General features: G+C 72.9%; 20 protein-coding genes. 4 read left to right on the forward strand and 16 right to left on the reverse strand.

Annotated elements, in window-relative coordinates; all coding sequences use genetic code 11:
• Positions 1 to 170: 170 nt before the first annotated feature.
• The 4 genes from ACFC79_RS10475 to sph form a co-directional block, all read right to left on the reverse strand.
• The gene (locus ACFC79_RS10475) at positions 171 to 602 is read right to left on the reverse strand and encodes a hypothetical protein (protein WP_376238296.1); all 432 of its coding nucleotides are present in this window, start codon (positions 600 to 602) and stop codon (positions 171 to 173) included.
• 125 nt (positions 603 to 727) lie between these two features.
• Entirely contained in the window at positions 728 to 2,806 is a 2,079-nt protein-coding gene (locus ACFC79_RS10480; protein ID WP_376237778.1) for a sensor histidine kinase, read from the reverse strand.
• A gap of 4 nt (positions 2,807 to 2,810) precedes the next feature.
• Positions 2,811 to 3,581 (reverse strand): response regulator transcription factor, encoded by a 771-nt coding sequence (locus tag ACFC79_RS10485; RefSeq protein WP_376238298.1) that lies wholly within the window; start codon positions 3,579 to 3,581, stop codon positions 2,811 to 2,813.
• Between the two features lie 84 nt (positions 3,582 to 3,665).
• The gene (sph, locus tag ACFC79_RS10490; protein WP_376237781.1) at positions 3,666 to 4,646 is read right to left on the reverse strand and encodes a sphingomyelin phosphodiesterase; all 981 of its coding nucleotides are present in this window, start codon (positions 4,644 to 4,646) and stop codon (positions 3,666 to 3,668) included.
• A gap of 377 nt (positions 4,647 to 5,023) precedes the next feature.
• Between sph and ACFC79_RS10495 the strand changes: the two genes are divergently transcribed.
• Positions 5,024 to 6,517 (forward strand): hypothetical protein, encoded by a 1,494-nt coding sequence (locus tag ACFC79_RS10495; protein WP_376237784.1) that lies wholly within the window; start codon positions 5,024 to 5,026, stop codon positions 6,515 to 6,517.
• 14 nt (positions 6,518 to 6,531) lie between these two features.
• Here the strand turns inward: ACFC79_RS10495 and ACFC79_RS10500 are convergent, their stop codons facing one another.
• Positions 6,532 to 8,346: a hypothetical protein gene (locus ACFC79_RS10500; RefSeq protein ID WP_376237787.1), complete on the reverse strand. Its 1,815-nt coding sequence runs from the start codon at positions 8,344 to 8,346 to the stop codon at positions 6,532 to 6,534.
• A 363-nt stretch (positions 8,347 to 8,709) separates the two neighbouring features.
• On the opposite strand from ACFC79_RS10500, the gene ACFC79_RS10505 reads away from it, so the two are divergent.
• A complete protein-coding gene (locus ACFC79_RS10505) occupies positions 8,710 to 10,023 on the forward strand; it encodes a cytochrome P450 (protein WP_376237789.1) in 1,314 nt (437 codons plus the stop codon).
• On the forward strand, positions 10,020 to 11,285 hold the full coding sequence (locus tag ACFC79_RS10510; protein WP_376237792.1) for a cytochrome P450: 1,266 nt from the start codon (positions 10,020 to 10,022) through the stop codon (positions 11,283 to 11,285). The genes ACFC79_RS10505 and ACFC79_RS10510 overlap by 4 nt, the downstream gene beginning before the upstream one ends.
• Before the next feature lie 56 nt (positions 11,286 to 11,341).
• Here ACFC79_RS10510 and ACFC79_RS10515 read toward each other — a convergent pair whose 3' ends face one another.
• From ACFC79_RS10515 to xylB, 5 genes are all read right to left on the reverse strand, one after another.
• Positions 11,342 to 11,971: a DUF4232 domain-containing protein gene (locus tag ACFC79_RS10515; RefSeq protein ID WP_376237794.1), complete on the reverse strand. Its 630-nt coding sequence runs from the start codon at positions 11,969 to 11,971 to the stop codon at positions 11,342 to 11,344.
• A gap of 187 nt (positions 11,972 to 12,158) precedes the next feature.
• On the reverse strand, positions 12,159 to 13,526 hold the full coding sequence (locus ACFC79_RS10520) for a cytochrome P450 (protein ID WP_376237795.1): 1,368 nt from the start codon (positions 13,524 to 13,526) through the stop codon (positions 12,159 to 12,161).
• A 220-nt stretch (positions 13,527 to 13,746) separates the two neighbouring features.
• Entirely contained in the window at positions 13,747 to 14,595 is an 849-nt protein-coding gene (locus ACFC79_RS10525; RefSeq protein WP_376237797.1) for a hypothetical protein, read from the reverse strand.
• Positions 14,595 to 15,872 (reverse strand): VWA domain-containing protein, encoded by a 1,278-nt coding sequence (locus ACFC79_RS10530; protein WP_376237799.1) that lies wholly within the window; start codon positions 15,870 to 15,872, stop codon positions 14,595 to 14,597. Before ACFC79_RS10530 ends, ACFC79_RS10525 begins: the two co-directional genes overlap by 1 nt.
• A gap of 121 nt (positions 15,873 to 15,993) precedes the next feature.
• Positions 15,994 to 17,511, reverse strand: a complete 1,518-nt coding sequence (xylB, locus tag ACFC79_RS10535) for a xylulokinase (protein ID WP_376237800.1) — start codon at positions 17,509 to 17,511, stop codon at positions 15,994 to 15,996.
• A gap of 297 nt (positions 17,512 to 17,808) precedes the next feature.
• Between xylB and xylA the strand changes: the two genes are divergently transcribed.
• Positions 17,809 to 18,978, forward strand: a complete 1,170-nt coding sequence (gene xylA, locus ACFC79_RS10540) for a xylose isomerase (protein ID WP_376237802.1) — start codon at positions 17,809 to 17,811, stop codon at positions 18,976 to 18,978.
• A 255-nt stretch (positions 18,979 to 19,233) separates the two neighbouring features.
• Here the strand turns inward: xylA and ACFC79_RS10545 are convergent, their stop codons facing one another.
• The 6 genes from ACFC79_RS10545 to ACFC79_RS10570 all read right to left on the reverse strand — a co-directional run bounded on the left by ACFC79_RS10545 (position 19,234) and on the right by ACFC79_RS10570 (position 24,743).
• Entirely contained in the window at positions 19,234 to 20,475 is a 1,242-nt protein-coding gene (locus ACFC79_RS10545; RefSeq protein WP_376237805.1) for an ROK family protein, read from the reverse strand.
• A 140-nt stretch (positions 20,476 to 20,615) separates the two neighbouring features.
• Positions 20,616 to 21,230, reverse strand: coding sequence for a DUF305 domain-containing protein (locus ACFC79_RS10550; RefSeq protein ID WP_376238300.1), 615 nt, complete (start codon positions 21,228 to 21,230; stop codon positions 20,616 to 20,618).
• A gap of 26 nt (positions 21,231 to 21,256) precedes the next feature.
• On the reverse strand, positions 21,257 to 21,907 hold the full coding sequence (locus ACFC79_RS10555) for a DUF3105 domain-containing protein (RefSeq protein WP_376237807.1): 651 nt from the start codon (positions 21,905 to 21,907) through the stop codon (positions 21,257 to 21,259).
• A gap of 86 nt (positions 21,908 to 21,993) precedes the next feature.
• Positions 21,994 to 22,425, reverse strand: coding sequence for a hypothetical protein (locus ACFC79_RS10560; RefSeq protein WP_376237809.1), 432 nt, complete (start codon positions 22,423 to 22,425; stop codon positions 21,994 to 21,996).
• A gap of 142 nt (positions 22,426 to 22,567) precedes the next feature.
• Positions 22,568 to 23,941, reverse strand: coding sequence for a 3-carboxy-cis,cis-muconate cycloisomerase (pcaB, locus tag ACFC79_RS10565; RefSeq protein WP_376237812.1), 1,374 nt, complete (start codon positions 23,939 to 23,941; stop codon positions 22,568 to 22,570).
• 16 nt (positions 23,942 to 23,957) lie between these two features.
• Complete coding sequence (locus ACFC79_RS10570) at positions 23,958 to 24,743, reverse strand: VOC family protein (RefSeq protein ID WP_376237814.1); 786 nt, start codon at positions 24,741 to 24,743, stop codon at positions 23,958 to 23,960.
• Between the last annotated feature and the right edge of the window lie 194 nt (positions 24,744 to 24,937).

Here is a 24,937-nt window from a genome sequence, read left to right on the forward strand (position 1 = left end):
GCCCTGCGGGGAATCCGGTGACACCGACGTGGTGGACGAGCCGGCCCCGTCCTGGTGCGCGCCGGACGGGGCGGCGCCACGAGAACATCAGCCGCCGAGCGGTCGGTCACCCGGCGCGGGCTGCCGCGCGGGGCGGGCCACCGGCGGGACGGTGCCGACGCGCGGGAGGGTCAGCGGCCCGGCTGCCCGACGGTGCGCCGACGGAGCACGATCGTGCCCGCACCGGCCATCAGGAGTGCGGCAGCCGCCGAACCGACGAGGACGGTGGTGCTGTCGCCGGAGGCCGCGGCCGGCCGCTCGCCGGCGGCCACCCCGCCCCGGGGAGCCGCGGCGGCGGCACGCTTCGCGGCAGCCGCGCGCTCGGCCGGGACCGGGGTGGGGTCCTCGCCCGCGGCGACACCGCCGCGGGGAGCGGTCGACGACGCCGAGCCCCGGGCGGGCTCGGGGCTCGGGGCCTCCTCGACACGGGCGGCGGCCGACCTCTCGGCGGACGGGGCCGACGGCGCCGGGGCGTCCGCGAAGGCGGCGGCGGACGGAACGAGTACCGCACCTGCCGCGACGGCCGCGAGCAGGACGGTACGCAGGGACGAACGAGACGGCATAGACATGACTCCAATTCAGGTCGGCCTCCGGCGTTCCCGGACACGGTTCGTACCGGGCGCCCGAGGCATGCCGACAGGCTGACGTGAAGTTGTGAGGAAGCTGTCAGATCGCCGTGGTCATCGCATCAGGCCGGTCGTTCCCCGGGCGGACCGCCCGGGGCGCGGTGCGCCGATGTGCCCGTGCCGGTCCCTTCCGCCTCACCCGTCCCGATCGCCTCGGACGTCCCCGCCCCCGCCCAGCTGTCCGGTTTCCTTCGCGTCCCCGCTCCCACGGGGGCGGCGGGCAGCCGCAGCGTGAACACCGACCCCTGCCCCTCGGTACTGGTCGCGGTCACCGAGCCGCCGTGCGCCTCGACGAGCTTCCGCACGATCGCGAGGCCGAGGCCGCTGCCCCCGGTGCGGCGGTTGCGGGATTTCTCCGCCCGCCAGAACCGGTCGAAGACATGGGGCAGATCGGCGGCCGGGATGCCGCTTCCCGTATCGGTGACGTCCACCACCACCTGGTCCGCGGACGCCGACGGGTACGCGTGCAAGGTGATGTGTCCGCCCGCCGGGGTGTGGCGCACCGCGTTGGAGACGAGGTTGCCGATGGCCTGGCGCAGCCGGACCGGGTCGGCGGGCAGCCCGGGGACGGGACGGCCGACGGCCGTGTCGCGCACCGTCAACGCGACCCCGGCGGTTTCCGCCCGTCCCTGGTGGGCCGCGGCGACCTGGCCGAGCACCTCCTCGATGCGCACCGGCTCGACGTGCAGGCGCAACGCGCCCGCGTCCGCGGCGGCCAGGTCCTGGAGGTCGTCGATGATGTGCTGCAGTTGCACCGCCTCCGTGTGGAGCGACGCGATGAACGCCGGGTCGGGCTCCGCCAGACCGTCCTGCGCCGCCTCCAGCCAGCCGCGGATGTTGCTGAGCGGGGTGCGCAGTTCGTGGGCGACGTCGCTGACCATGTCCTTGCGCTGCCCTTCGAGCCGGGCGCGGTGTGCGGACATGTCGTTGAAGGCGGCGGCGAGCCGCCCGATCTCGTTGTCACCGGTGACCAGTACGGGTACCGAGTCCTCCCCGTCCCGCATGCGCTGCGCGGCCCCCGTCAGGGCGCGCAACGGCCGTACGAGACGGGCACCCGCGAGCATCGTGGCCCCGACGGTGAGTGCCAGGACGAGGGCCGCCACGCCCGCGATCTTCGCGGTGTTCGCGGGGGAGAGCGCGAAACCGGGCACGGTGGTCGTGCCACCGTCGTCCCCGATGAACAGCATCGCGGGGGAGGCGACGTAGGAGCTGAGCTGCTCGCGGCGGGCCGTGCCCACGCACGAGGCGGTGGCGCGGTCGTCGTCACCGGTGCGGATGCTCGGCACGGGGCCGGTCGCCTCGGCCGCCGCCCTCTGCCGGGGGACGGGCGTCGGCGCCTCCGGGTGCTCCTCCCAGGAGAGGTCGAGATTCAGCTGTACGCCGTCACGTCCCTGGCGCTTCAGGCAGGCGTCCGCGAGCCGGTTGAGCGCCTTCAGCGCACTGCGTTCGGTCGCGGTCGGCACGTCCAGCTCCTCGGACGCGCACCGAGCGCTCCGGGCCCGGTCCGGGTCATTGCCGACCACCTGGATGCGTGGGCGTCCGCTCGGGCCCCGCACCACGTCCGCCGCGACCCCGGTCCGGTTCAGGCACGCCACCGTCAGTTCGGCATGCCGCTGCAAGGTGGTGCGTTCCGCAGCGGTCAGCCGGAAGGGGCCGACCGCCCGCGGGTCGACGCGGTCGGCCGCGGTGCCCGCCGGGCCCACCGGCTGGGACAGGGCAGTGTCCACGGCCAGGGGATCGACGATCGCCGAGGCCTGGGGCGGCAGGTCGGGAGGGGACGGCTGAGCGGCGGAGTCCGCCAGCGGCCCGTGCTGCTCGGTGGTGAGCGCGATGCGCCGACCGGACTGCTTCGCCAGGTCGCGCACGGTGCTGTCGACACCTTGCCAGGTGGGGTGCGAGGCCGCGTACCCGAGCAGGGTGTTGTAGATCCTGGCGTCGGCGGTGAGGTTCTGCCCCTGCTCCTGCTTGATGGCGCCGGACGTGGTCTGCACGGCCAGCCAGGCGGTGGCGGCGACCGAACAGGCCGCCACCAGCGCCGACACGGCAAGCAGACGGCCGAACAGGCTCTTGCGGAGCGGCAGCCGGCCCGGTCGGTCACGACGGCGCGACTGCTCCTCGGGGTGCCGGGGCGCGCTGCGCATCCTGTTACGACGACGCACGGGAGGAGGGCGTCCGCGGCGACCCGGCCCGGGTGGACGACGTACCCGGCGACGCGGCCCGCGGGGTGCTCCTCGCCGGGTCGGTCAGCTTGTACCCCACGCCGAAGACGGTGAGCAGCCGGGCCGGACGGCGCGGTGCGCGCTCGATCTTCTTTCGCAGGTTCATGACGTGCACATCGACGGTTCGGAAGCTGATGTACCGGTCGAAGCCGTGCAGTTCCTCCAGGAGCCGTTGCCGGGAGAAGACCCGCTCGGGCTCGGCCGCCATGGCGGCGAGGATGCGGAACTCGCCGCGGGTGCACTCCACGAGCCGCCCCTCCACCGAGACCTCGTGCCGGACGGGGTCCACCGCGAGGGCACCGACCCGCAGCACCTGGTCCTCGACGGGCTCCGCGGCCGCCACCCGCCGGTTGCGCCGCAGCAGCGTCCGCACCCGTGCCATCAACTCGCGCGGACTGTACGGCTTCGTCATGTAGTCGTCCGCGCCGAGGTCCAGCCCCAGCAGCAGATCGTCCTCGGTGCTGCGCGCCGTCAGCATCAGCACCGGCAGCTCGCGGTGCTCGGCGCGCAGCACGCGTATCACGTCCAGGCCGTCGGCTCGCGGCATCATCACGTCGAGCACCAGCAGGTCGGGTTCGCGGTGCCGGATCTCGGCGAGGGCGGCGAGCCCGTCCCCGACGACCGTGACCGAGTGCCCCTCGTGCTCGAGGTAGCGGCGTACGAGCTCTGCCTGTTTCTCGTCGTCTTCGGCGACCATGACGTTTGCGCACACACGCACGATCGTAGAGGAGTGCGAACAAACCTTCTGGGCCGCTCGTCCGGGCCGGGCCCCGATCACGTGCTACCGGGCGGCGGCGACCACCGGATAGTGGTCGGAGAGGTTCGTGTACGTGTAGTTCCTGCCCCAGCTCGACACCGTCCAGGGCGCGCTCTCCTCCTCGATCACCGTGTTCGTCCACCCGGACGGCCTGACGTGTCCGGTCCGGTGCAGCACGTGGTCGAGGTCCTCCCGGGGGTCGTCGGGGTAGCGGTCGGCGGCGATCGAGTTGTCCCGGGTGTCGAACGAGTACGGGTGGCCGGTACGGGCGTCGGCCGCGGACAATCCCGCGTCGGCGAGCACGGAGGCGTATTCGGCCGAGCGCGAGTCGACGTTGAAGTCACCCGCGACGACGACCTGTTCGGACACCGGTATGTTCTTGGCGTCGAGGAAGGCGCCGATCTGCTTGAACTGCAGGCTGCGCTTCGCGGCGGCCTCGCCCGCTCCGCATCCGGAGTCGGTCGACTGGGTGTGCGTACCCACCACGTGCACGCGGGTGCCGTCGACATCCAACTCGACATAGGCGAAGCCCTTGTTGGACCACCAGTCGCTGCCGCAGGCGTCCTTGAAGACGTACTGCTCCTTGCGGACGACGGGCCACTTGCTGAGCACGGTGACGCCGCCGTCCTCCGGGGTGGTGGCCGAGTACGCCCCACCGGTCGCGTCCCAGCCGCTCCTGCTCCGGCCCACCACCGGCGTCTGGTACGGGTACTGGTCGGCGGCGTTGCGCAGCAGCGCGTCGGAGGTCCCGTTGTCGAACGCCTCCTGCAGCACCACGACGTCGTTGCCCCGGAAGAAGTCCGTCTTCGGTATCTCCGCGGCCCGGTGGTCCTGCCCCCAGTTCGGGTAGAGGTTCTTGCTCATGAGAAACGTGTTGTACGTCAGGACGCGCAGCGACGGAGTGTCCGCCGCCGACGCCTGCGGAACGTTCGCGGCCAGTGCGGCCGCGGCGAGCGCGGTGGCCAGGGCCACGCCGGAAACTCGGCGGATCGAGGTGTGCGGCACGGGGTCTCCCGGTGCGGAAAGGGGGGTGGACGATTGCCGTCGCCCATCCAAGCAGGCAGAGTTACTCACGGGTAGACATCGGGTGCCGGGAGTCTTTCCGCAATCCCATGAATGAACGTCGGCCGGGCGCCGCGCGAGGGCCCGGGTGCCGACCCGCCGGTGGCACCCGCCTGCTCGGCACCGACGCCCGGCACTCCGGGCGCCCATCCGATTCGTCCCCCTGCGCGGCAGGTCCTCCCCGAAGCAGGCCGAACACCACCACGATCTCCACGAGATGCCGGCCCCCGTGCCGCTAACGTAGATCCGCACGGTGACGGCGACGGTGCCGGGGAGGGTGCACCGCGCGAGGAACCGGGACGGACCGCAGGCTGCTGGTCGTGCTCGACCACGCGCATTCCGCGGCACAGGTCAGGCCGTTCCTCACGTCCGCACCGGGGGTCTTCACGATCGTCGTCGCGAAATCCCCGTTCCCCGGCCTCGACGCCCTGCGGGTGCCGGTGGGGCCGCTGACGGACAAGGACGCCGTACGGCTGCTCACCGAGATCACCGACAAGTCCACCGTCGCCGCCGCCCGTGCCACCCTGCCGTCGCTGCTGACGCGCTGCGGCGGCTCGCCGTATGCCCTGCGGGCGGCAGCGGTCCGGTTGTCCGCGTCCCGGCCGCCCGCACCGGTCGGCACGGCGGCCGACGATCCGGTGCGGGGAGCGGCGGAGGACGGCTACCGCCTCCTGACGCCGGAGGCCGCCCGGGTGTACCGACTGATGGCCCTGCGCGACTGGCCCGCCTTCGACGCCGCGGTGGCATCGCGCACCACCGGCCTGGCCCCGGACGTCGTCTCCGGCCTCCTCGACGAACTCGCCGACGGCATGCTCCTGGAGCGCGGCCCGGACGGAAGCGGGGACCGGCGCCACCACTACCGCCCCGGTGTCCGCGCGCACGCCGAGGCCGCCGCAGTCCGCGAGGACGGAATCGCCGCCTGCTCGGCGGCTCTCGCGCACACGGTGCTGGCCTACGCCGACCGGGCGTCGTCGGCGGCCCACGAGGCGTTCCCGGAGAGCTGGCGGGTGCCGGCGCCCGCGGGCGACGCGGCCGAGCGGCGGTACGAGGACCGGGGCGCGGCACTCGACGCCCTCCTCGCGGACATGGGCAATCTGATCGAGGCCGTGCACTGCGCTGAGGAGTCGGGCGCCCCGGAGACGGCCGTGCGGCTGTGTCGCGCCCTGTGGCCGTTGCAGCTCAAGGCGGGACACCATGAGATGCTGCTGCCGGCCCTGCGCGTCGGAGCGCGGCTGGCCGACACCCATCTGCCGAACAGCACCGAGGCCGGAGCGCTCCACGCTCAACTCGCTCACACCCTGACCGAATTGGGGCGCTGGGAGGAGGCGGAGACGGAGGCGTTCGCGGCAGCGCGGGCCGAGGAGGCGGCAGGCCACAAGCGGGGCCACGCGTCGGCCGTCGAGTTCCTGGGTCTGCTGAGGCTGCGGCAATGGCGCCATCAGGAGGCATACGACTGCTTCGACGAGGCCGGCGGGATCCTGGACACGATGGACGAGCGGGACGACGGCCTGGCCGATGTGCCACGGGCCACGACCCTGCTGGAACGCCATCGTGGACGGGCCCTGCGCGGACTCGGCCGAGGGGAGGAGGCCCGGCGGCGGCTGGAGGCCGCACTCCATGACTTCCGGACGGCCGGCGACACGTACAACACGGCCCGCACGCTCACCGACCTTGCCGAGACCTGGCTCGACGAGGACGACACCGACGCGGCCCTGCCGCTGATCGACGAGGCGATCACGACACTCGACGGCCAACGCGCGGAATACCACCTGTCGCACCTTCGGCGGATGCGGGCGCGCTGCCTCACCGGGTGAGGCCAGGTCACCCCCTATGGCTCCCCAGGCCGCTCCCCTGCCGTCGTCGTCGCCGGCAGGGGAACGACGCGTACGCGGTGCACCCGGTCACCCGTCCGTACCCGGAGCCCGTCGTCGATCGCCCGCGCGAGCCGCTCCGCGGGCGGCGACGTGTCACGACCGCCCGCGGCCAGCCAGGCGTACAGGGCGGACGCGTACGCGGTGGGATCCGCACCGGCATCCGGCCCGGCCGTCACGAGGAGCGGCTGCTCGCCCCGGAACCGGACCACGCACTCCGACGTTCCGGTCGCGTAGGCGGCGAGGGAGCAGTTCCGGTGGCGGCGCAGCACCTCCGCGGTCCAGTCGGACGGCGAGCCGAGACGCGGGTCGTCGGGTACCCCGTCCCGGAACACGACATCGGCAAGGTCCAGTTGGTCCACGTCCCGGGTGTCCTCGTGCAGTGCGACATGGAGTTCCTCGCCGTCGTCCGGGGCCGCCGCCGGTCCACGGGTCGCCCGGCGGCCGACCGCGACCTCGCACGGACCGAGCACCCGCGACCGTACGTGGAGGGGCACGGTGATCCTTCCCGGCTCGTGGTCGGGCAGCGGGAGCGGTTCCAGCGAGGCCGGCCCGTCGGGCTCGGGCGTTTTCATCGACGCGTAGAACAACCGACGCAACCGGGCGGCGGACTCGCCCGGCACGGACGTGGTGAACTCGGCGGGTCCGGCCGGCGGCCGATGAGCCGCGAGGAGACCGCGGACCTGCGCGACGAGTGATGCCTCGGGATCGAGCTTCGGTGCCTCACGCATGAACGAGGAGATCGGGGCGTCCGGGTCGAGCGAGTCGAGCGGGGCGGCGCCCAGCAGCACCGGGGTGCCGAGGGCCGCCGCGTAGTAGGTGACGGAGCCGTGGTCACCGATCACGGCGTCCGCGGCCAGCAGGGCCTGCCGCCATCCGTGCAACGGGTCGATCAGCGAGAGCCCGCCGCGCCGCGCACGGTCCAGCCAGGAACGGATCTGGCCGGGGCCGTGGCCATGCCAGATGTTGGGATGCAGTACCGCGGCGAAACGGTATTCGTCCACGGGGAATTCGGCCGCGACCCGGTCCAGCAGACGGGCGACCACGTCACCTCCGTCGCCACCGTCGCCGAACAACGACTCGGAGTTCCACGTCGAATTGAGCAGCACGAGCCGCTGCCCCGGTCGTACCCCCAGTGCCCGGCGGAAGCGCGCACGATGCGGCCGGGCGGCGAGCATCCGGTCGAAGCAGGGATCACCGGCGAGGACGGCCGTCGGTGCCGCTTCCGGGCAGGCTCGGCGCAGACGGTCGTACTGCTCGGGGTGGGAGAGGACGAGCGCGTCCGCGATCGGCGCACCGTGCGCGAGAAGCCATTCCGGCGCGAGCCCGAAGACGGGAGCAGAAGCCCTGCCCGACCCGTGTCCGGTGTCCGGTGTCGCCAGCCTCTTGGTGTAGCCGATGCCATGCGAAAGGATGACCAATGTGCCGGACAAGGCGTCGAGTCGACCGCCGAAGCTGGCCGAGATCGTCAGGTCGAAAGAGGTCTCGACCGCCTGTTCCCACGGCAGCACCGGCACCCCGGTGTCGGCCAGCAACTCCGCCGTGCCTGCCGCGAACGCGGAGGAGCCCGTGCAGGTCGCCAGCAACTGGATGCGCAGGTCGTCGTCGAACAGCGGCAGCACGTCGAGCAGTCGAGTGGCGGCGGTGACGTTGTGCACGACGACGAGCACCCGCAGGCATGCGCCCCGGGTGACCCACCGTTCGGCATCGTCCCCCACCGGCACCCGCACCCGCCGGTCGTGTCCGCCCTCGATCATCCGCTCTCTGTCCATCGACTCGGCCCATGTGCTCCGCCCGGTCCGTTCCGGGCCGTCCCTACGCGGGGCCACGATAGTCAACGGCTCCGGGCGGCGCGCGGAGTGCCGCGGGGCGATCCCCGGCGCCGGAGCGGGGGGCTCGTGCCCGCGCGCCGATCCGCCACGGATTGCGGGACGGCCCTTGGCCCCGGGCGTCCGTTGATGCGAGGCGCTCCCTTTGATTAATTATGCGTTGAAATTGAACTTCTGTGATCGAGTATGTGGCGACAATAGTTGCGATGAGTGGCCAAAGAATCACTGAACTTCCCTATAGTGAAGCCGCTTTGATCATTCGATCACTGCGCCGAGCGAAGCCCTCGTCACAGGAGTGTCCGTACGATGACGACGCCCGCGTCAGCCACGCCCAATCGTCCTACCGCGTCCACGGCGGGTGCGCTTGGCGGCTGCCCCATGGCTGTCGGTGCTGCCGCGGTTCCGCTCGGCGGTCCCGAATTCCACACCGAGCCGCAGGTCCTGTACCGCGCCATGCGGAGGGAGCACGGTCCCGTGGTGCCCGTGGAACTGCCCGGCGGTTTCCCCGCCTGGCTGGTCATCGGCTACCGCGAACTCCACCAGGTCACCAGCGACGGCGAGTTGTTCCCCAGGGACGTGGCGCTGTGGAACCAGTGGGAGCGCGTCCCGGAGGACTGGCCGCTGTTACCCATGGTCGGGCGGCCGATGCCCTCCATCTACTTCACGGCCGGGGCCGAGCACCGACGCCACGCCGTGATGGTGGGGCAGGCGCTGGAGGAAGTCGAACCATTCGAACTGAGGGGACATTGCGAGCAGTTGGCCGACCGGATCATCGACGGCTTCTGCCATCGGGGAACGGCCGACCTGATCGCCGACTTCGCCGTCCCGCTGCCCGTACTGGTCCTCGCCCGGCTCATCGGCTTCCCCGACGCCGACGGACCGCGCATCGCCGAGGTGCTGCGGGACCTCGCGGACGGCGGCCCCGGCGCGCAGGAGGCCCACCTGCGGTTCGGGGAGCACATGAGGCGCCTGCTGACGGTGCGACGGGCCGCGCCCGGACATGACGTGACGTCCCGCATGCTGGCCCACCCCGGCGCGTTCACCGACGAGGAGTACGTGCTCGACCTCATGGCCATCACCGCCGCCGGGCATCTGACCACCGCCGACTGGATCGGCAACTCACTGCGGCTGATGCTCACCGACGACCAGTTCGCCGTCGCACTCTCCGACGGACGGCACAGCGTCGCCGAGGCCATGAACGAAGTGCTGTGGGAGGAATGCCCGACACAGATCCTCGCCGGTCGATGGGCCTCCCGTGACACCCGGCTGGGCGGCCGGGACATCGGCGCCGGGGACATGGTGCTGCTCGGACTGGGCGCGGCCAACACCGACCCGCACATCCGGCAGCACCTCACGACGGGGGCGGGGCCGTCGGGCCCCCACGGCAACAGCGCGCACCTGGCATTCAGCCACGGCGAGTACCGCTGCCCCTTTCCCGCCCAGGAGATCGCGGAGACCATCGCCCGCACCGGCATCGAGGTGCTGCTCGACCGGCTGCCCGACCTGGCGCTGTCCGTACCGGCCGCGGAACTCGTCCGGCGGCAGTCCGCCTTCCTGCGCGGGATGACCGCGCTGCCCGTCCGGTTCACACCCGTACGTCCGACAGGAGACTTCTCGTGAGCTGCCCGCACGCCGCCGCCGCACGGGGCACCGCTTCGTCCGACGGGACCGTCGTCATCGACCCGCTGGTCCAGGATCTCGACGGGGAGACGGCGCGTCTGTGCGCCGTCGGCCCGCTCGCCAGGATCGAACTGCTCGGGGTGCCCGCATGGACCGTCACCCGGCATGCCGCGGCACGTCGGCTGCTCGTCGACCCCCGTCTGGTGAAGGACATCGACGCCTGGGAACTCTGGAGGAACGGGCAGGTCACACGGGCCTGGCCGCTCATCGGGATGATCGACGCCGGGCGTTCCATGTTCACCGTGGACGGTGCGGAGCACCGGCGTCTGCGCGCCAAGACCTCGCAGGCACTCACCCCGCGTCGGCTGGAGGACATCCGCCCGAGGATCGAGGAGTTCACCGAGGAACTGCTCGATGCCCTCGCCGAGCACGGCGAACGGAGCGAGGACGGCGTCGTCGACCTCAAGGCCGTCTTCGCGCAGCCGTTGCCGATGCGGGTGATCGGCATGCTGATGGGGGTGGACGAGGCAGAACACCCCATGCTGCTCAAGCGGTACAAGGCATTCTTCTCGATGCTCACACCGCAGGACGAACGGCTGGCGCTGCTCGCCGAGCTGGACGAGTTCTACACCGCTCTCGTCCGGGAGAGGACCGCTCGTCCCGCCGACGACCTCACCAGTGCGCTGATTCTCGCCGAGGAGGGCGGTGAGCCGCTCACCGAGGAGGAGGTGATCGGCAACCTCAAGGCGATGGTGGCCGCCGGCCACGAGACGACCATCGGGCTGATCCTGAACTCCGTACGGGCGCTGCTCGCCCGCCCCGACCAGTTGCGGAAGGTACTCGACGGCGAGGTCGCGTGGGAGACGGTGATCGAGGAGACGCTGCGCTGGGACACCCCGACGACCCATCTGCTGATGCGGTTCGCCACCGAGGACATCCGGGTGGGCGACGACGTCATCGCGAAGGGCGAGGGCGTGGTGATCTCGTACCGCGTCATCGGCCGCGACACCGAGCAGCACGGGCCGGACGCGGACGAGTTCGACATCACCCGGCCGACGCCGATCCGGCACATGACCTTCGGCCACGGCCCGCACATCTGTCCCGGCGCGGCGCTCTCCCGGGTGGAGGCAGGCATCGCGCTGCCCGCCCTGTTCGCGCGCTTCCCGGGGCTGCGGGCCGCCGTCCCGGACGACGGGATCCGCAAGCTGCCGGTGATGACCCAGAACGACATGGAGGCGTTCCCGGTCCTGCTGCACGGCTGAGGGGGACCGAGGGCGACGTCGGCCCGGGGGCGGCGTGGTGGGGGATCGGCCCGTGCTCAGGCCGGCGCGTCCGCCAGGGCACGGTCCGCCGCGGCCCGCGAGTCGTGCCACCAGGTGGTGACCGGTTCCCAGACGTGGACCCCGCCGGGCATGCCGACCGCGCGTGCGGGGAACGTCACGCCCACGTGGGAGGGGTCGGCCGCCACGGACAGGCCGGCCACGACATGCCCCTCCGTGGTCCCCGGAACCGCCGTGCGCGCGGCCGCGTACGCCCGAGCGCCCCGCGCGAGCGTGTACGGGGCGCTCTCGGCGGGGGGAGAGGGCTGGGCGGATCCGTCCAGGCCCCGGAAGGTGATGGTCGGGAGCCGGTCCACGACACAGGCCCGGGGGCCGTGGTTGGTGACGTCGAGCCGGACGACGTTCTGCTGCCCGCCGGGGGCGGCCCGCAGGTCGAGGTCCTTTTCCGCGCAGATGCCGGGCGCACCGACGGCCGGGGCCGGTGCGGTGCCGGCCGTGGCCGACGCCGTCGTGGCGGCCGACGCCAGTGCGGTACCGAGGGCGAGGGCGGGGACGAGAGCGGTGCACAGACGCATGGTGTTTCTCCCGTACGGAGCGGCGGCCTGCGGATGTGGCCGGGCGGCCCGGTGACCGGGCAGGGTCGCCATGGCCAGTGTGACCGGTGTCACCAGGTCTCCGCGACACATCGAGGGTATCGGTTCGACATATGCCGGATGTGCCGTATGTTCCACGGGCCTTCCTGCCCGGCGCCGCGAGGGGGCCGGTGCGTGGTCGGTGTCCGGCCGCCTCCGTCCGCCATGGCTCATGGCTCGCCCCGGACACCGCCCGGGGCCGCCCCCGCCGCGGCCCGCCCCGTTACCGTGCCCGGACCGTCGCCATCACCTCGCGGTCCGGCTGCAGGGTCAGCGCCGGTACCGGGTTGATGGTCCCGGGGTCGATCTCCAGGGTGAAACGACGTGCCAGTGCCGCAAGGACCAGTACCGCCTCGACCATCGCGAACCGGGTGCCCAGGCAGACCCGGGGGCCCCCGCCGAACGGGAACCACGCGTACTCCGCGATGTCGTCCCCGTCCTCTGCGTCCCACCGCTCGGGGCGGAACTCCTCCGGTTCGGGGAACCAGCGTGCGTCGCGGTGCGTGGCCCACTGACTGGTCCACACCCTGGTCCCCTCCGGCATCGGGACGCCACCGATCCGTGCTCCGGCCTTGGCGACGCCGGTGACCAGCCAGATCGTCGGGTAGAGCCGCAGGGTCTCCTTGACCACCGACTGGGTGTACGTCAGCCGGGCGTAGTCGTCGAACTCCGGCTCCCGCCCGCCGAGGACCCGGTCGATCTCCTCGGTCAAGGCGTCGCGCACCCGGGGATTGCGGGACAACAGGTACCAGGCCCACACGAGGGTCGAGCTGGTCGTCTCGTGCCCCCCGATGTACAGGGTGACCGTCTCGTCGCGTATCTCCCGGTCCGTGAGATGCGCCCCCGTCTCGTCGACCGCCGTCAGCAACCTGCTGAGCAGGTCGGGCCGGTCGTTCCCGCCCTCGCGACGGCGCGCGACGACCCTGCCCACCTCGGCGTCGATGGCCGCGGCGGCCCTCCTGATCCTCGCCCGCCCCGGTGTCGGCACCCAGTCGGGCAGCAGCGCCCCGATCCCGGCGAACTCCTTGCCGATCTCCCGCAGGGCCACGTCCATCGCCCGGCCCATCGTGTCGGCGTCGGCCCGGGTGTCGACGCCGAAGATGGTGCGGACCGCGATCCGCCGCGTCAGCGCCGCCATCTCCCGTTTGACGTCGATGCGTTCGCCGTCCGACCAGGAGTCCGCGAGCTGTACCGCGCTGTCCGCCATGGTCGCCGCGTACGACCGCACCTGCTTGGGGCGTACGGAGGGCTGGACCAGGGAGCGCCTGCGCCGCCAGTCGGCGCCCCGGGCGACCACCACACCGTTGCCCATCACGGTACGGAACGCGATACCGAGGGCGGGCTGGTCGAAGGTGCGTTCCGTCTCGGTGAGCAGTTCACCGATGAATTCCGGAGCGGCGAGGTACACGCACCGGTTGGGGCCGAACCGCCAGCCGACCATGTCCCCGTGGTCGCGCAGTCGTTCGAAGAAGCCGAGCGGGTCCTTCGCGAACGGGGGCAGGCTCCCGAGGACCGGCAGACCCTTGGGGCCGGCGGCGATCGTGGGGACCCGTGGTGCGGCGCCCGTGGCCGGGCCGGTTTCCGTGGACATGAACGTCTCCGCTCCCTCGTTGTGCGTCCGCATCGGTGTGCGGCGGCCCCGGGGTCGGGACGGGCCACGCGATACCGATGCCTTCATCCGCCGTGTGCCGTACGTGAGTTGTCGAGGGTAGCGGCGGAGTGGGCGCACGTGGCCGGTATCGCGAGGAGGAAGGGGAGAGCGGGGCGGCAGGGGCGGGGCCCGGGCACGGTCCCGCCCCGCGACGGGCGGGTCAGACGCCCGGCGGGACCCGGGACGGACGGCCGCTGCCGCGGGTCAGGGAGTAGCCGAACACGGCCGCGAGCGCGCCGAGCATGCCGCCGCCGACGGTCCACAGCCAGCGGTCGGTCCACCAGCCGGAGGCCCAGCCGTCCTCGGGCTCGCTGCCGAGCGAGACCCTGGCCGACCCGGCGTCGCCGGGGGCGGCCGAGGAGTCCGAGGTCTGTGCCACCGAGGACGCGCCCGGGACCAGCGGTTCGGCGAGCGCGCCGTCCACGTGCGCCGAGCCGCCCTTGTCGACCGCGTCGACCTGGATCTCGGTCCGGACCGGAAGGCCGAGGTCCGCCTGGGGCAGGTCGACGACCGTGAGGCGGACGTAGTAGCTGCCCGGCAGCGGGTCGTTGGCCCACGGCTCGGACCAGGCGCGAACGGTCCGCAGCACGCAGGTCAGCTCGACGGAGGCGGCGTCGGGCGCCGCCTTCCCGGTCTGACGTCCGTACATGCACGCCTGGCGGCGGCGCAGCCCGTCGTACACGTCGATCTGCCAGGTCGACGTGCCGTGGCGGGTCGCGTTCTGCGGCAGCTCGACCTTCGCCCTGACGGTGGCCCGCTGACCGGCGTCCGCGGGGAAGACCCAGTACAGGTAGTCACCCGTGGACGCCCCGGCGGTGGCGCGCTGGTTCTGCTGGATCGCCGTGGCGGTGCGGAAGGTGGTGCCGGCCTCGGTGGGGCCCGATGCGCCGTCGGAGGCGCTCGGGCTCGGGCTCCCCGACGGGTCGTCGGCCGCCGCCGAGCCCGCCGAGCTCAGCAGGGCGAGCCCGGCCAGCAGCGCACCCGCGAGCACACGAGTCGTACGCGTCATCAGTTGGTCCTCCAGACGGCGATGCGCCAGCGCGAGATCCAGCCGGTCAGCAGACCCGCGACCAGCCCGGTGAGGACCAGGACGCCCAGCAGCCACCAGCCGCGGCCGAGGCCGAACGCGGCGACATCGGCCGCGTCGTCGGGTGCGTCCACCAGGTCCACGGTCAGCTCGACCGGCATGCCCGGTGCGGTCTTCACCGAGGCGGGGGCCGAGAAGGAGTTGCTGACCTGGAGACACACGGTCTCGGCGGGAGGCTCGGTGCCGTCCTCCTCGGCGTCCTGCTCGGGCTTCGGGTAGCGCAGGCCGGAGGAGATGGCGTCGGTGCGCCCGGTGCCCGACTCGGAACCCCGGACGATCTCCCGGCCGTGCACGGTCACCGCGCGCAGCAGCACGCCGTAGTCGTTGTTCACGGCGCGGTCCGCCGAGACGCTGACCGAGGCGCGCAGTTCCTGACCCGGCCGCACGTCCACCCGGTACCAGCGGTGCTCGCCGATCTTCTCCCGGTCGGTGTACAGACCCGCCTTGAGCTCGGGGGCCTTGGAGCAGCGGTCCGCGCCCTCGGTCGCCACCGGCGTGACGACGGGCTCGGCGGCTCTGTCCACCAACTGCTTGACACGTCCCGAGAGTTCGTCGGCGTGCTGGACCGCGGTGTAGGTGCCGCCGGTGGCCTCGGCGATGCACGTCAGCTGCTCACGGATCTTCGCGTTCGGCACCAGGCCCAGGGTGTCGATGACGAGATGGATGCCGCGGGCCGCGATGTCGCGGGCCACCTCGCACGGGTCGAGCGGGCCGCAGGTGTCCTCGCCGTCGCTGATCAGCACGATCCGGCGGGTGGTCTCCCCGCCTTCGAGGTCGTCGGCGGCGCCGAGCAGGGCCGGGCCGATCGGGGTCCAGCCGGTGGGCGCGAGGGTGGCCACCGCGGTCTTCGCCTCGGTGCGGTCCAGCGGACCGACCGGGTAGAGCTGCTTGGTGTCCTTGCAGCCGACCTTCCGGTCGTCCCCCGGGTAGTTGGCGCCGAGCGTCCGGATGCCCAGCTCGACCTGTTCGGGGACCGCGTCCAGAACCTCGTTGAACGCCCGCTTCGCCGCTGCCATGCGGGACTGGCCGTCGATGTCGCGGGTCCGCATGGAACCGCTGACATCGAGCACCAACTCGACCTTGGGAGGAGCCTTGGTGGGGGTTTCGTCGGCCGCGGCGGGCAGCGCCGAACCGAGCCCGGCGGTCAGGGTGGCGAGCAGGATGCTCACCCCGACCGTCAGCCTTCTTCTTATGATCATCGCCGGATACTATTGAAGATCGCTTCGCTTCCCCAAACCGATGCGGAGAGTGGTATGAGGCCCTTCCCGCCCCCTACGGGCGGGGCCGGCCGACGGGCGTTCGACGCCATCTGACGCATAATCAGCCGCGGGTGCCGGGACGCCCGGTCCCGGGGTACGGGCCCTCGGCCGACAAGGAGCGGACCGCACCCTCCAGCGCCGTTCCCACCCGCTCCCAGGTGGCCGAATCGCGCCGGAGCGCGGGCAGTCGGGCCCCCTCGTCGGTGTCCCAGCCGGTGGCGATCGCGACCGGATCCCCGTCAGTCGCCGCGGCGGCGGCCAGCGCGGCCGCCCCCCGGGCCACGAACTCGTCCCCGGCGGGCACGATCACCGGTCGGCCGGAGAGCCGCCGCACCGTCTCCACCCAGGCCCGTCCCCGGGCCCCGCCGCCGATCAGGCGCAGCGGCCGGGCGGCCACCTCCGGGTCGGCCGGATCGAGGCCGCAGGCCCGCAGCAGTTCGTCCAGGGCGTGCAGCACGGTGACGACCGCGCCCTCGTACGCGGCGCCGAGGATCTGCTGTGCGGTGGTGTCGTGCCGGAGGCCGGTCAGTTGTCCGGACGCGGTGGGCAGATCGGGGGTGCGTTCGCCGTCGAGGTAGGGGAGGAGCACGGCCTCGCCGCCGGGGGCGGCGTCCTCGCGGTCCAGACCGAGCAGTGCGGCGATCCTGTCCACGGCGAGCGTGCAGTTGAGGGTGCACGCCAACGGCAGGTACGTGCCGTCCGCCGCGGCGAAGCCGGACAGCGCCGCCGACGTCGGCCGGGTCCGGGAGGCGGCGAAGACCGTCCCCGAGGTACCGAGGCTGAGCACCGGGTGGTCCAGCAGGCCGCTGCCGCCGAGCCCCAGGCCCACCGCGGCGCCCATGTTGTCACCGGTTCCGGCGGCGACGGCGATGCCGGCGGGCAGCCCCAGCGCCTCGGCCGCCGCGGCGGCCAGCGGGCCGACGCACGTCGCACCGGTCTCGGCCACCTCCGGCAGCAACGCCGCGTCCAGGCCGATGAGTCGGAGGATCGCGGAATCGTACGAGCCGGTCGCGGTGGAGTACCAGCCGGTGCCCGAGGCGTCCCCCGGATCGGTGGCGGCTACGCCGGTCAGGCGCTCGGTGAGGAAGTCGTGGGGGAGACGGACGGCCGCAGCCGCGTCGGCGGCCCGCGGCTCGTTCTCGCGCAGCCACTGCCACTTCGAGGCGGTGACGGAGGCCACCGGAACCGATCCGGTCCGTGCGAGCCAGGCGTCGGGACCGCCCGCGGCCGCCGTCAGTGCGGCGGCCTGCGGCGCGGAACGGGTGTCGTTCCACAGCATGGCGGGACGCAGCGGACGCCCCGACCGGTCGAGGACGACCAGGCCGTGCTGCTGCCCGGCGACCGCGATGCCCGTAACGGCGGAGGCGGGGACACCGGACTCCCCCAGTCCGGCCGAGACGGCCTCGCACAGCGCCCGCCACCACCGTTCGGGGTCGCTCTCGCGTGCTCCCGCCCCGCCGGTGACCGCGTGCGGCGCGCGGCCGACGGCGAGCGGACGGCCGGTCCCCGTGTCGACGACGGCGGCCTTGGTGGACTGGGTGGAACTGTCCACGCCGATGACGACCGTGCGCGGCGGCATGGGCGACCTCTTTCCTGTCCTGAGGTGCGCCGCGTCCCCTCCTCCGGCGTGTCGCGGGTCTCCCCGCGCCGGGCGAGGGGCGCAGCGGTACGGGCAATCGATCGTAGGGAAAACAAATTACGGGACGGACGTCGCCGTGGGCGCGGGTTCGCGTGACCCGACATCGCCATGACGTTCGCAGGCGCACGCGGGGTTACGGTCCGGCAGTCACGCGTGCATGATTGGTCAAGCCAGTGAACAAATGCCCCGCCGGACAGGACCGGCCCGGGAACCCGACGGCACGAAGGCGGTCAGACGATGACGGGACGCTTCACGCCCACCCCCGAGGACAGGTTCACCTTCGGCCTCTGGACGGTGGGCTGGCAGGGCCGCGACCCCTTCGGCGACGCGACCCGTACGGCACTCGACCCGGTCGACTCGGTGTGCCGTCTCGCCGAACTCGGCGCGTACGGCGTGACGTTCCACGACGACGACCTGATTCCGCCCGGCTCGTCGGACGCCGAGCGCGAGGGAATCGTGAAGCGGTTCCGGCAGGCGCTCGACGCGGCCGGGCTCGTCGTTCCCATGGCGACCACGAACCTCTTCACCCATCCGGTCTTCAAGGACGGCGCGTTCACCGCCAACGACCGGGACGTACGCCGCTACGCCCTGCGCAAGACGATCCGCAACATCGACCTCGCCGTCGAACTCGGCGCCACCACCTACGTGGCCTGGGGAGGCCGTGAGGGAGCCGAATCCGGCGCGGCCAAGGACGTCCGGGTCGCCCTCGACCGCATGAAGGAGGCATTCGACCTGCTCGGCGAGTACGTGACCCGACAGGGCTACGACCTGAGGTTCGCCGTCGAACCCAAGCCGAACGAGCCCCGGGGCGACATCCTGCTGCCGACGATCGGCCACGCCCTCGCCTTCATCGAGCGCCTCGAACGGCCCGAACTGGTCGGTGTCAACCCCGAGACCGGGCACGAACAGATGGCCGGGCTCAACTTCCCGCACGGCATCGCGCAGGCACTCTGGGCGGGCAAGCTCTTCCACATCGACCTGAACGGCCAGTCCGGCATCAAGTACGACCAGGACCTGCGCTTCGGCGCGGGCGACCTCCGCCAGGCGTTCTGGCTGGTCGACCTCTTGGAGACGGCGGGGTACGCAGGCCCGCGGCACTTCGACTTCAAGCCTCCGCGCACCGAGGACCACGAAGGCGTCTGGTCCTCGGCGGCGGGCTGCATGCGCAACTACCTGATCCTCAAGGAACGCGCCGCGGCCTTCCGCGCCGACCCCGTGGTGCGGGAGGCCCTGCGCGCGTCCCGGCTCGACGAGTTGGCCCGTCCGACCGCCGCGGACGGCGTCGCCGGGCTGCTGGCCGACCGGTCGGCGTACGAGGAGTTCGACGTGGACGCGGCGGCGGAGCGGGGCATGGCGTTCGAGGTGCTGGACCAGCTGGCGCTGGACCACCTGCTCGCGGTCCGCTGACGGCGCGTCACGGCTCGCCGACCGCACACGGGATCCAGCGGATGCGCACCATGCGGTCGGCGGCGGGCGACGGTCGGTTTCGATGGTCGGCCGGGCGCGGTGTCCGTCCCGCGACCGTTCGCGTCGCGTACGCGGTCCCGTGGTGTGCACGCGGCGTTCCTGCGGTGCGCGGCGGGGGAAGCGTGCGGCCGAGGGGAGCGTCCTGCGGCTCCGCGGGGCGCGCGGACAGCACACGGGCCGCCGGGAGCCCGCGGATCAGTGGGCCGTCCGGTCCGACGCGTACGCCATCGGGTCGGCCAGTACCCCCGCCGTCACCAGCGCCGCGGCGCCCCGCGCCGCGTCACCCGCCACCGAGGAGGCGCGCAGCCGCCCGTCGCCGGGTGACCAGAGCCCGGACACCACTCGGGCGGACAGTTCCTCGTCGGCGGCGGGCGAGAGCCACGGCATCAGCTTCCGGTAGATCCCGCCGAGCACCACCGCGTCCGGGTCGAGCAGATTCACCGCGCCGGACAGCACCCGGCCCAGCATCCGGCCGGCCTCCGCGAGCGCGGCCACGGCCCGCGCGTCGCCGTCCCGCGCCCGGCGTTCCAACTCGGCGACCCCGGCCCGGTCAGCGGACTCCTCGATGCCCGCCGCCCGCAGCAGTGCCGACTGCCCCGCGTACCGCTCCAGACAGCCCCGTGAGCCGCACCGGCACTCCGGACCGTTCGCATCCACCACGACATGCCCGATCTCCCCGGCGAACCCGTGGGCCCCGCGCAGGAGCTCACCGTCGACGACCAGGGCGCCACCGACACCGATCTCGCCCGTCACATGGAGGAATGTGCAGATCGGGGCGAGCCCGCCGAACCAGAACTCGGCGAGGGCCGCCAGATTTGCCTCGTTCTCCGAACCCACCGGGAGCGCCCCGTGCCCGGGGCGTCGCTCGGCGAGCGCGGCGGCGAAGATCTCCTCGGCCGGGACGTGGCTCCAGCCCAGGTTGGGAGCCTGACGCACCGAGCCGCCGGAGACCAGGCCGGGCAGGGCCAGTGCCGCCCCCACCGGGAACAAGCCCTGCTCACGTGCCGAATCCAGGGCGTGCGCGGCGATGCGGGCCGCCCGTGCCAGCGCCCGTGCCGGTGATGTGCCGCGGTTGTCCAGATGCTCGGTGAGACGGACCCGGTCGGTGCCCGCCAGATCGACGACACACACCGACACGTAGTCGACGTTGACCTCCGCGCCGAGCCCGGCCGGACCGGTGTGCGCCACCCGGAGTGCGGTTCCGGGCCGCCCCGCCTGCCCGCTGAACGCCTTGCCGGACTCGGTGAGGAGGCCGAGCCCGAGGAGCTGCTCGACGAGCGAGGACACGGCGGCCCGGGTCAGCCCCACCCGTGTGGCCACATGGGCCCTGGTGGTCTCGCCCTCGTCCCGGACCGCCCGCAGCACCAGGCTGAGGTTGCTCCGGCGAACCGTGTCCTGGTCGGCCTTCGGCCCCAGCGGTGCGAGGTTGCGCTTCATAGGGGGCCGAGCCTATGCGATGGGGTTCCGGGCCCCGGCGACGCCCGTGCGCGGGGGGAACGAGCAGCTCGTGCCCCCTTCCCCCGCGGACACGCCGCCGGAGCGACCGGTGTGTGCGGCGCGTCCGGGGGCGCCGGGGCTCAGGCGGCCGAGCCGCGGGCCCTGAGCATGTCCGCCATGAGCCCGATCTCCGACTGCTGGCCCCGCACCATGCCCGCCGCCAGGTTCCTGATCTCCTCGGTTCCCGCCGCGTCGGCCGCCGCCCGTGCCATCTCCGCGCCCGCGCGGTGGTGCGTCGTCATCAGCTTCAGATACCTCACCTCCGCGGCCCGGTCCTTCGCCTCCCGCAGCGCGTCGAGTTCGGTATCGGTCGCCATGCCCGGCATCAGCGAACCATCGCCCCGCGGTGTGAAGGCATGCCCCATCCACGCCATGGGCCGAGCGCCGGACGACTTCGGCCGCCCCCACATCTCCAGCCAGCCGAGCATCATGCCGCGCTGATTGGCCTGGGTGTTGATGATGTCGTACGCGAGCCGACGCACCTCCGCATCGGTCGTGCGGTCCCGCACGAGGAACGACATCTCGACCGCCTGCTGATGATGGATCGACATGTCGCGGGCGAACCCGACATCGGCCGAGGTGTCCGAGGGGGCGCCAGGCGACGCGGCGGGGTCCGCGGAGGAGGAGGGCCCGGCGAGCATCAGGGCGACGAGCCCCAGAGCCGGCAGCAGTACCGCCGCGCCCGCCATCACCATCGGGCGCGAGGCCCGGGCCGGGGGCGTCACCGGGCGACCCCGCCGGTGCAGGCCGCGCCCGGTTCGGGGGTCTGCGGCCCCTGCACGTACGTGGTGAAGAACTGCTCCACGCGGGCGTCGGCGGCGCTCGTCACCGTGACCTGCTTGCCCCAGGCGCTGAGCATGAGCGGGGCCGCCTGGTCCTCGACCGGGCTCATCAGGGAGTAGGGCGTCGCCCCGACACGGTCGCCGAGCTTCTCGATGTCGTCCGGGTCCGCCTTCTTCGTGTAGGTCACCCAGACCGCGCCGTGCTCCAGCGAGTGGACGGCGTTCTCCTTCGGTATCGGCTCGGTGTAGACATCCGCGTCGCAGTTCATCCACACCGGGTTGTGGTCCCCGCCGACCGGCGGGTTCATCGGGTAGTCGACCTTCGTCCCGACATGGTTCTGGGCGAGCTCGTCCCAGGTCCGTTCGCCCTGCACGGGGGAGCTCTTGGCCTCGGTCTCGGCCTTCTCCTTCTTGTCGGCGGCGGACATCAGATAGCCGCCGCCCGCGACGAGCGCGGCGACCACCGCGACGGACGCGGCGATGGTGACGACGCGGCTGCGCCGCTCGCGGGCCCGCTCCTTGCGGCGCGCCTCCTCCAGCTTGGCGCGACGTGCGGCGGCAGGGCTGTTCTGCTTGTTGGCGGAAGACATGGGAGTCCTTCGGTTTCGACGGATGGATGAGGTTCGGGGCATGCCGGAGAACGCTCCTCGGGGGTGCCGAGGAACGCGCCCTGCCTCTAGATCCGTTGAACCTGCAGACGGAGATGGTCGACTTCCTGCACGGCGCCGTTGGACGGGCCGCGGATCGTGGCGGCACCGGTGAGCGGTGCGGCCGGAGCCGTGACGGTCGCACCCGGAAGTGCCACGGGCGCACTCTGGCCGGGCACGACGACGGGAGTCGAGTGCTCGGACACGCCGTGACAGGAACTGCCCGTGCCCCGGTCCTCCGGGGCGTCGGCCCGCACGGTCGGGACGGCGACGTGGTGCACCGGTGCCATGGCGTCGGCGGCGGCCGTGGCACCGGGCGCGCCGGTGTGGTGCGCGACCGACGCCGCATCCGGGAGCGAGCAGCACGAGACGAGCGCACACAGCACGAACAGCCAGCCGAGAACCACCGACGCGGTGGCGCTCGGCCCCCGGCGGTGCGTCGGTTCACTCGGCCTGTTCATCCTCGCCATCGTACGTGGTGCATGAAAGTTCAATGACAGGTGGCCGAAGCGGCGCGAATCCCTGCCCTTCCGAAGCCCCGTGCGTTCGCGTCGCCCCGCCGTGCTGTGCCGCCGCCTCCGCGTGGAGGCGCGGCGGGACGGGTCACCCCCGGTCCAGCGCCCGGTCGGTGAGCGGGCCGGCGCAGCCCGTGTACCGGGCGGGTTCGGTGAGATCGGCAAGATCGAGACCGGCGAGTTCCGGCTCCTCGTCCAGGACGTCGGCGAGGACATCGGCAAGATCGGTGGCCTCCGCGCGGGCCCGCGCGGCGGCGTTCACCAGAACCTCCCTCGCCCGTTTCCGGCCGATCCGCTCGGCGAACACGGCGGCCAGTCGTTCCGAGACGATCAGCCCGTCGGTGAGCTGGAGGTTCTCCCGCATGGCGTACGGGACGACGCGCAGCCCCGCGGTGAGTTCGGCGACGCCGTGCGTGGCCCCGCCGACGAGCCTGAGCAGTTCGCGCAGCGGCTCCCACTCGGCGTGCCAGGCCCCGGCGGGCCGTTCGTCCCCGGCGGCGAGCGATCCGTACAGCGTGGCCGCCAGGCCCGGGGCGCGTCGCGCGGACGCCGCGATCAGTGTGGACCGCACCGGATTGTCCTTGTGCGGCAGGGCGGACGAGTCACCGCCCCGCCCCTCGGTCACCTCGCCGATCTCGGTGCGGGACAGGGTGAGCACATCGGCCGCCGGCTTGCCCAGGGCACCCGCGGTGAAGGCGAGCGCGCCGGCCAGGTCGGCGACCGGGGTGCGCAGGCTGTGCCAGGGCAACAGCGGTTCGGCCAGGCCCAGTTCATTGGCAAACGCCTGGACGAGCGGCAGGCCCGGACCGCGCTCCTCGGCGGGGGCCCGGCCGCCGTCGACGGGCAGGAGGGCGTCGAACGCGGCAAGGGTGCCCGCCGCGCCCCCGAGCTGTACCGGCAGCGACTCCCGTACGGCCGACAACCGGTCCCGTGCGTCGAGGATCAGCGCGCGCCAGCCCGCCGCCTTCAGCCCGAAGGTGGTCGGCACGGCGTGCTGGGTGAGGGTGCGACCGGCCACCGGGGTGTTGCGATGGGCGACGGCGAGTCGTGCCACCGCGTCCGCGGCCCGCGTCAGGTCGTCGAGCACCGGCGCCAGGGTTCGCACGGCGACCAGCATGGCGGCGGTGTCCAGGATGTCCTGGCTGTCGGCGCCCCGGTGCACGTACGGCCGGGCGTCCGGGGCGACCGCCGCGATCAGGTCGACGACCAGCGGGACGACCGGATTGCCGACCGCGCGTGCGCGCAGCGCCAGGTCACGGACATCGAACCGGCTCGCGTCGGCCGCCGCCGTCACCGCCCGCCCGGCCGCCGCCGGTGCCAGTCCGCAGGTGACCTGGGCGCGGGTGAGCGCCGCCTCGGCATCGAGCATCGCCTGCAGAAGGGCGCCGTCGCCGGTGGCGGTCTCGGCGGGGGTGCCGGCCCATCCGGGCGCGATCAGCCCGGTATCGCTCTCGTACGTCAACGGAACTCCCGGGGGATCATGTGCCGGCCGCGGGTCCGGAGGCCGGGCCGCCCCGGTGGATGCCGAACACCGCCCCCTGCGGATCCCGGATCACCGCGATCCGCGGTCCGCCCGGAACGTTGGTGGGCGGCATCAGCGGCTCGCCGCCCGCGCCCTGCGCGGTGGCCGCCGTGGCGTCGACGTCCCGCACGGCGAAGTAGGGCACCCAGTGGGGCGGGGCGTCGGGCGCGAACCGGTCGTCCATGATCACCATGCCGCCGAAGTCCTGGCCGGCCACGCCCCACTGCGGATAGCTCTTCGAAGCGGTGTTCACCGTCCACCCGAGGACCGCGGGATAGAAGGCGAGGGCCGGGGCGGCCTCATGGGTGACGAGTTCGACCCAGCCCAGCGCACCCGGATCGTTCAGCCGCTCGGCGCCCGCGAAGGCGCGTGCCTGCCACAGCGCGAACACCGCGCCGGACGGGTCCGCGACCACCGCGAACCTGCCCTGGTCGAACACGTCCATCGGGCCGACCAGGAGTGAACCGCCCGCCGATCTCACCGCCTCGGCAGCGGCGTCCGTGTTCTCGCAGGCGAACGAGACCGTCCATGCGGTCGGCTGCCCGGGCTGGTAGATCGGGCTGAGCGCGGCCACCCGGGCGTTCCCCAGGTGCGCCATCGTGTAGCCGCCCGCCTCCTCGCGCGGATCGGTCTCGGGGCGCCAGCCGAAGAGCGCCGCGTAGAACGACGTGGCCGCCGGAATGTCCGAGGTGCTCAGCTCGACCCAGCAGGGGCCACCGGGGACCGGTGCGGACGGCTTCATCGGATTCCTCCTGGGACGCGTGGTGGTGAGGGCTCGGCACGACCCGGACGGGCCGCGTCGTGGGGTGGGCCGGGGAGCGCGCAGGACATGGCCTCGGATCGGCCCGCCGGCGCAGTTGAACGCTATGGCCTCACCGGGGGAGCGGCCAGCGGGGTCGCGAGCGGTGCGCCGCTCGGGGGAAACTATTTTACAGG

The sequence above is a fragment of the Streptomyces sp. NPDC056061 genome (assembly GCF_042266885.1).
GTDB lineage: Bacteria > Actinomycetota > Actinomycetes > Streptomycetales > Streptomycetaceae > Streptomyces.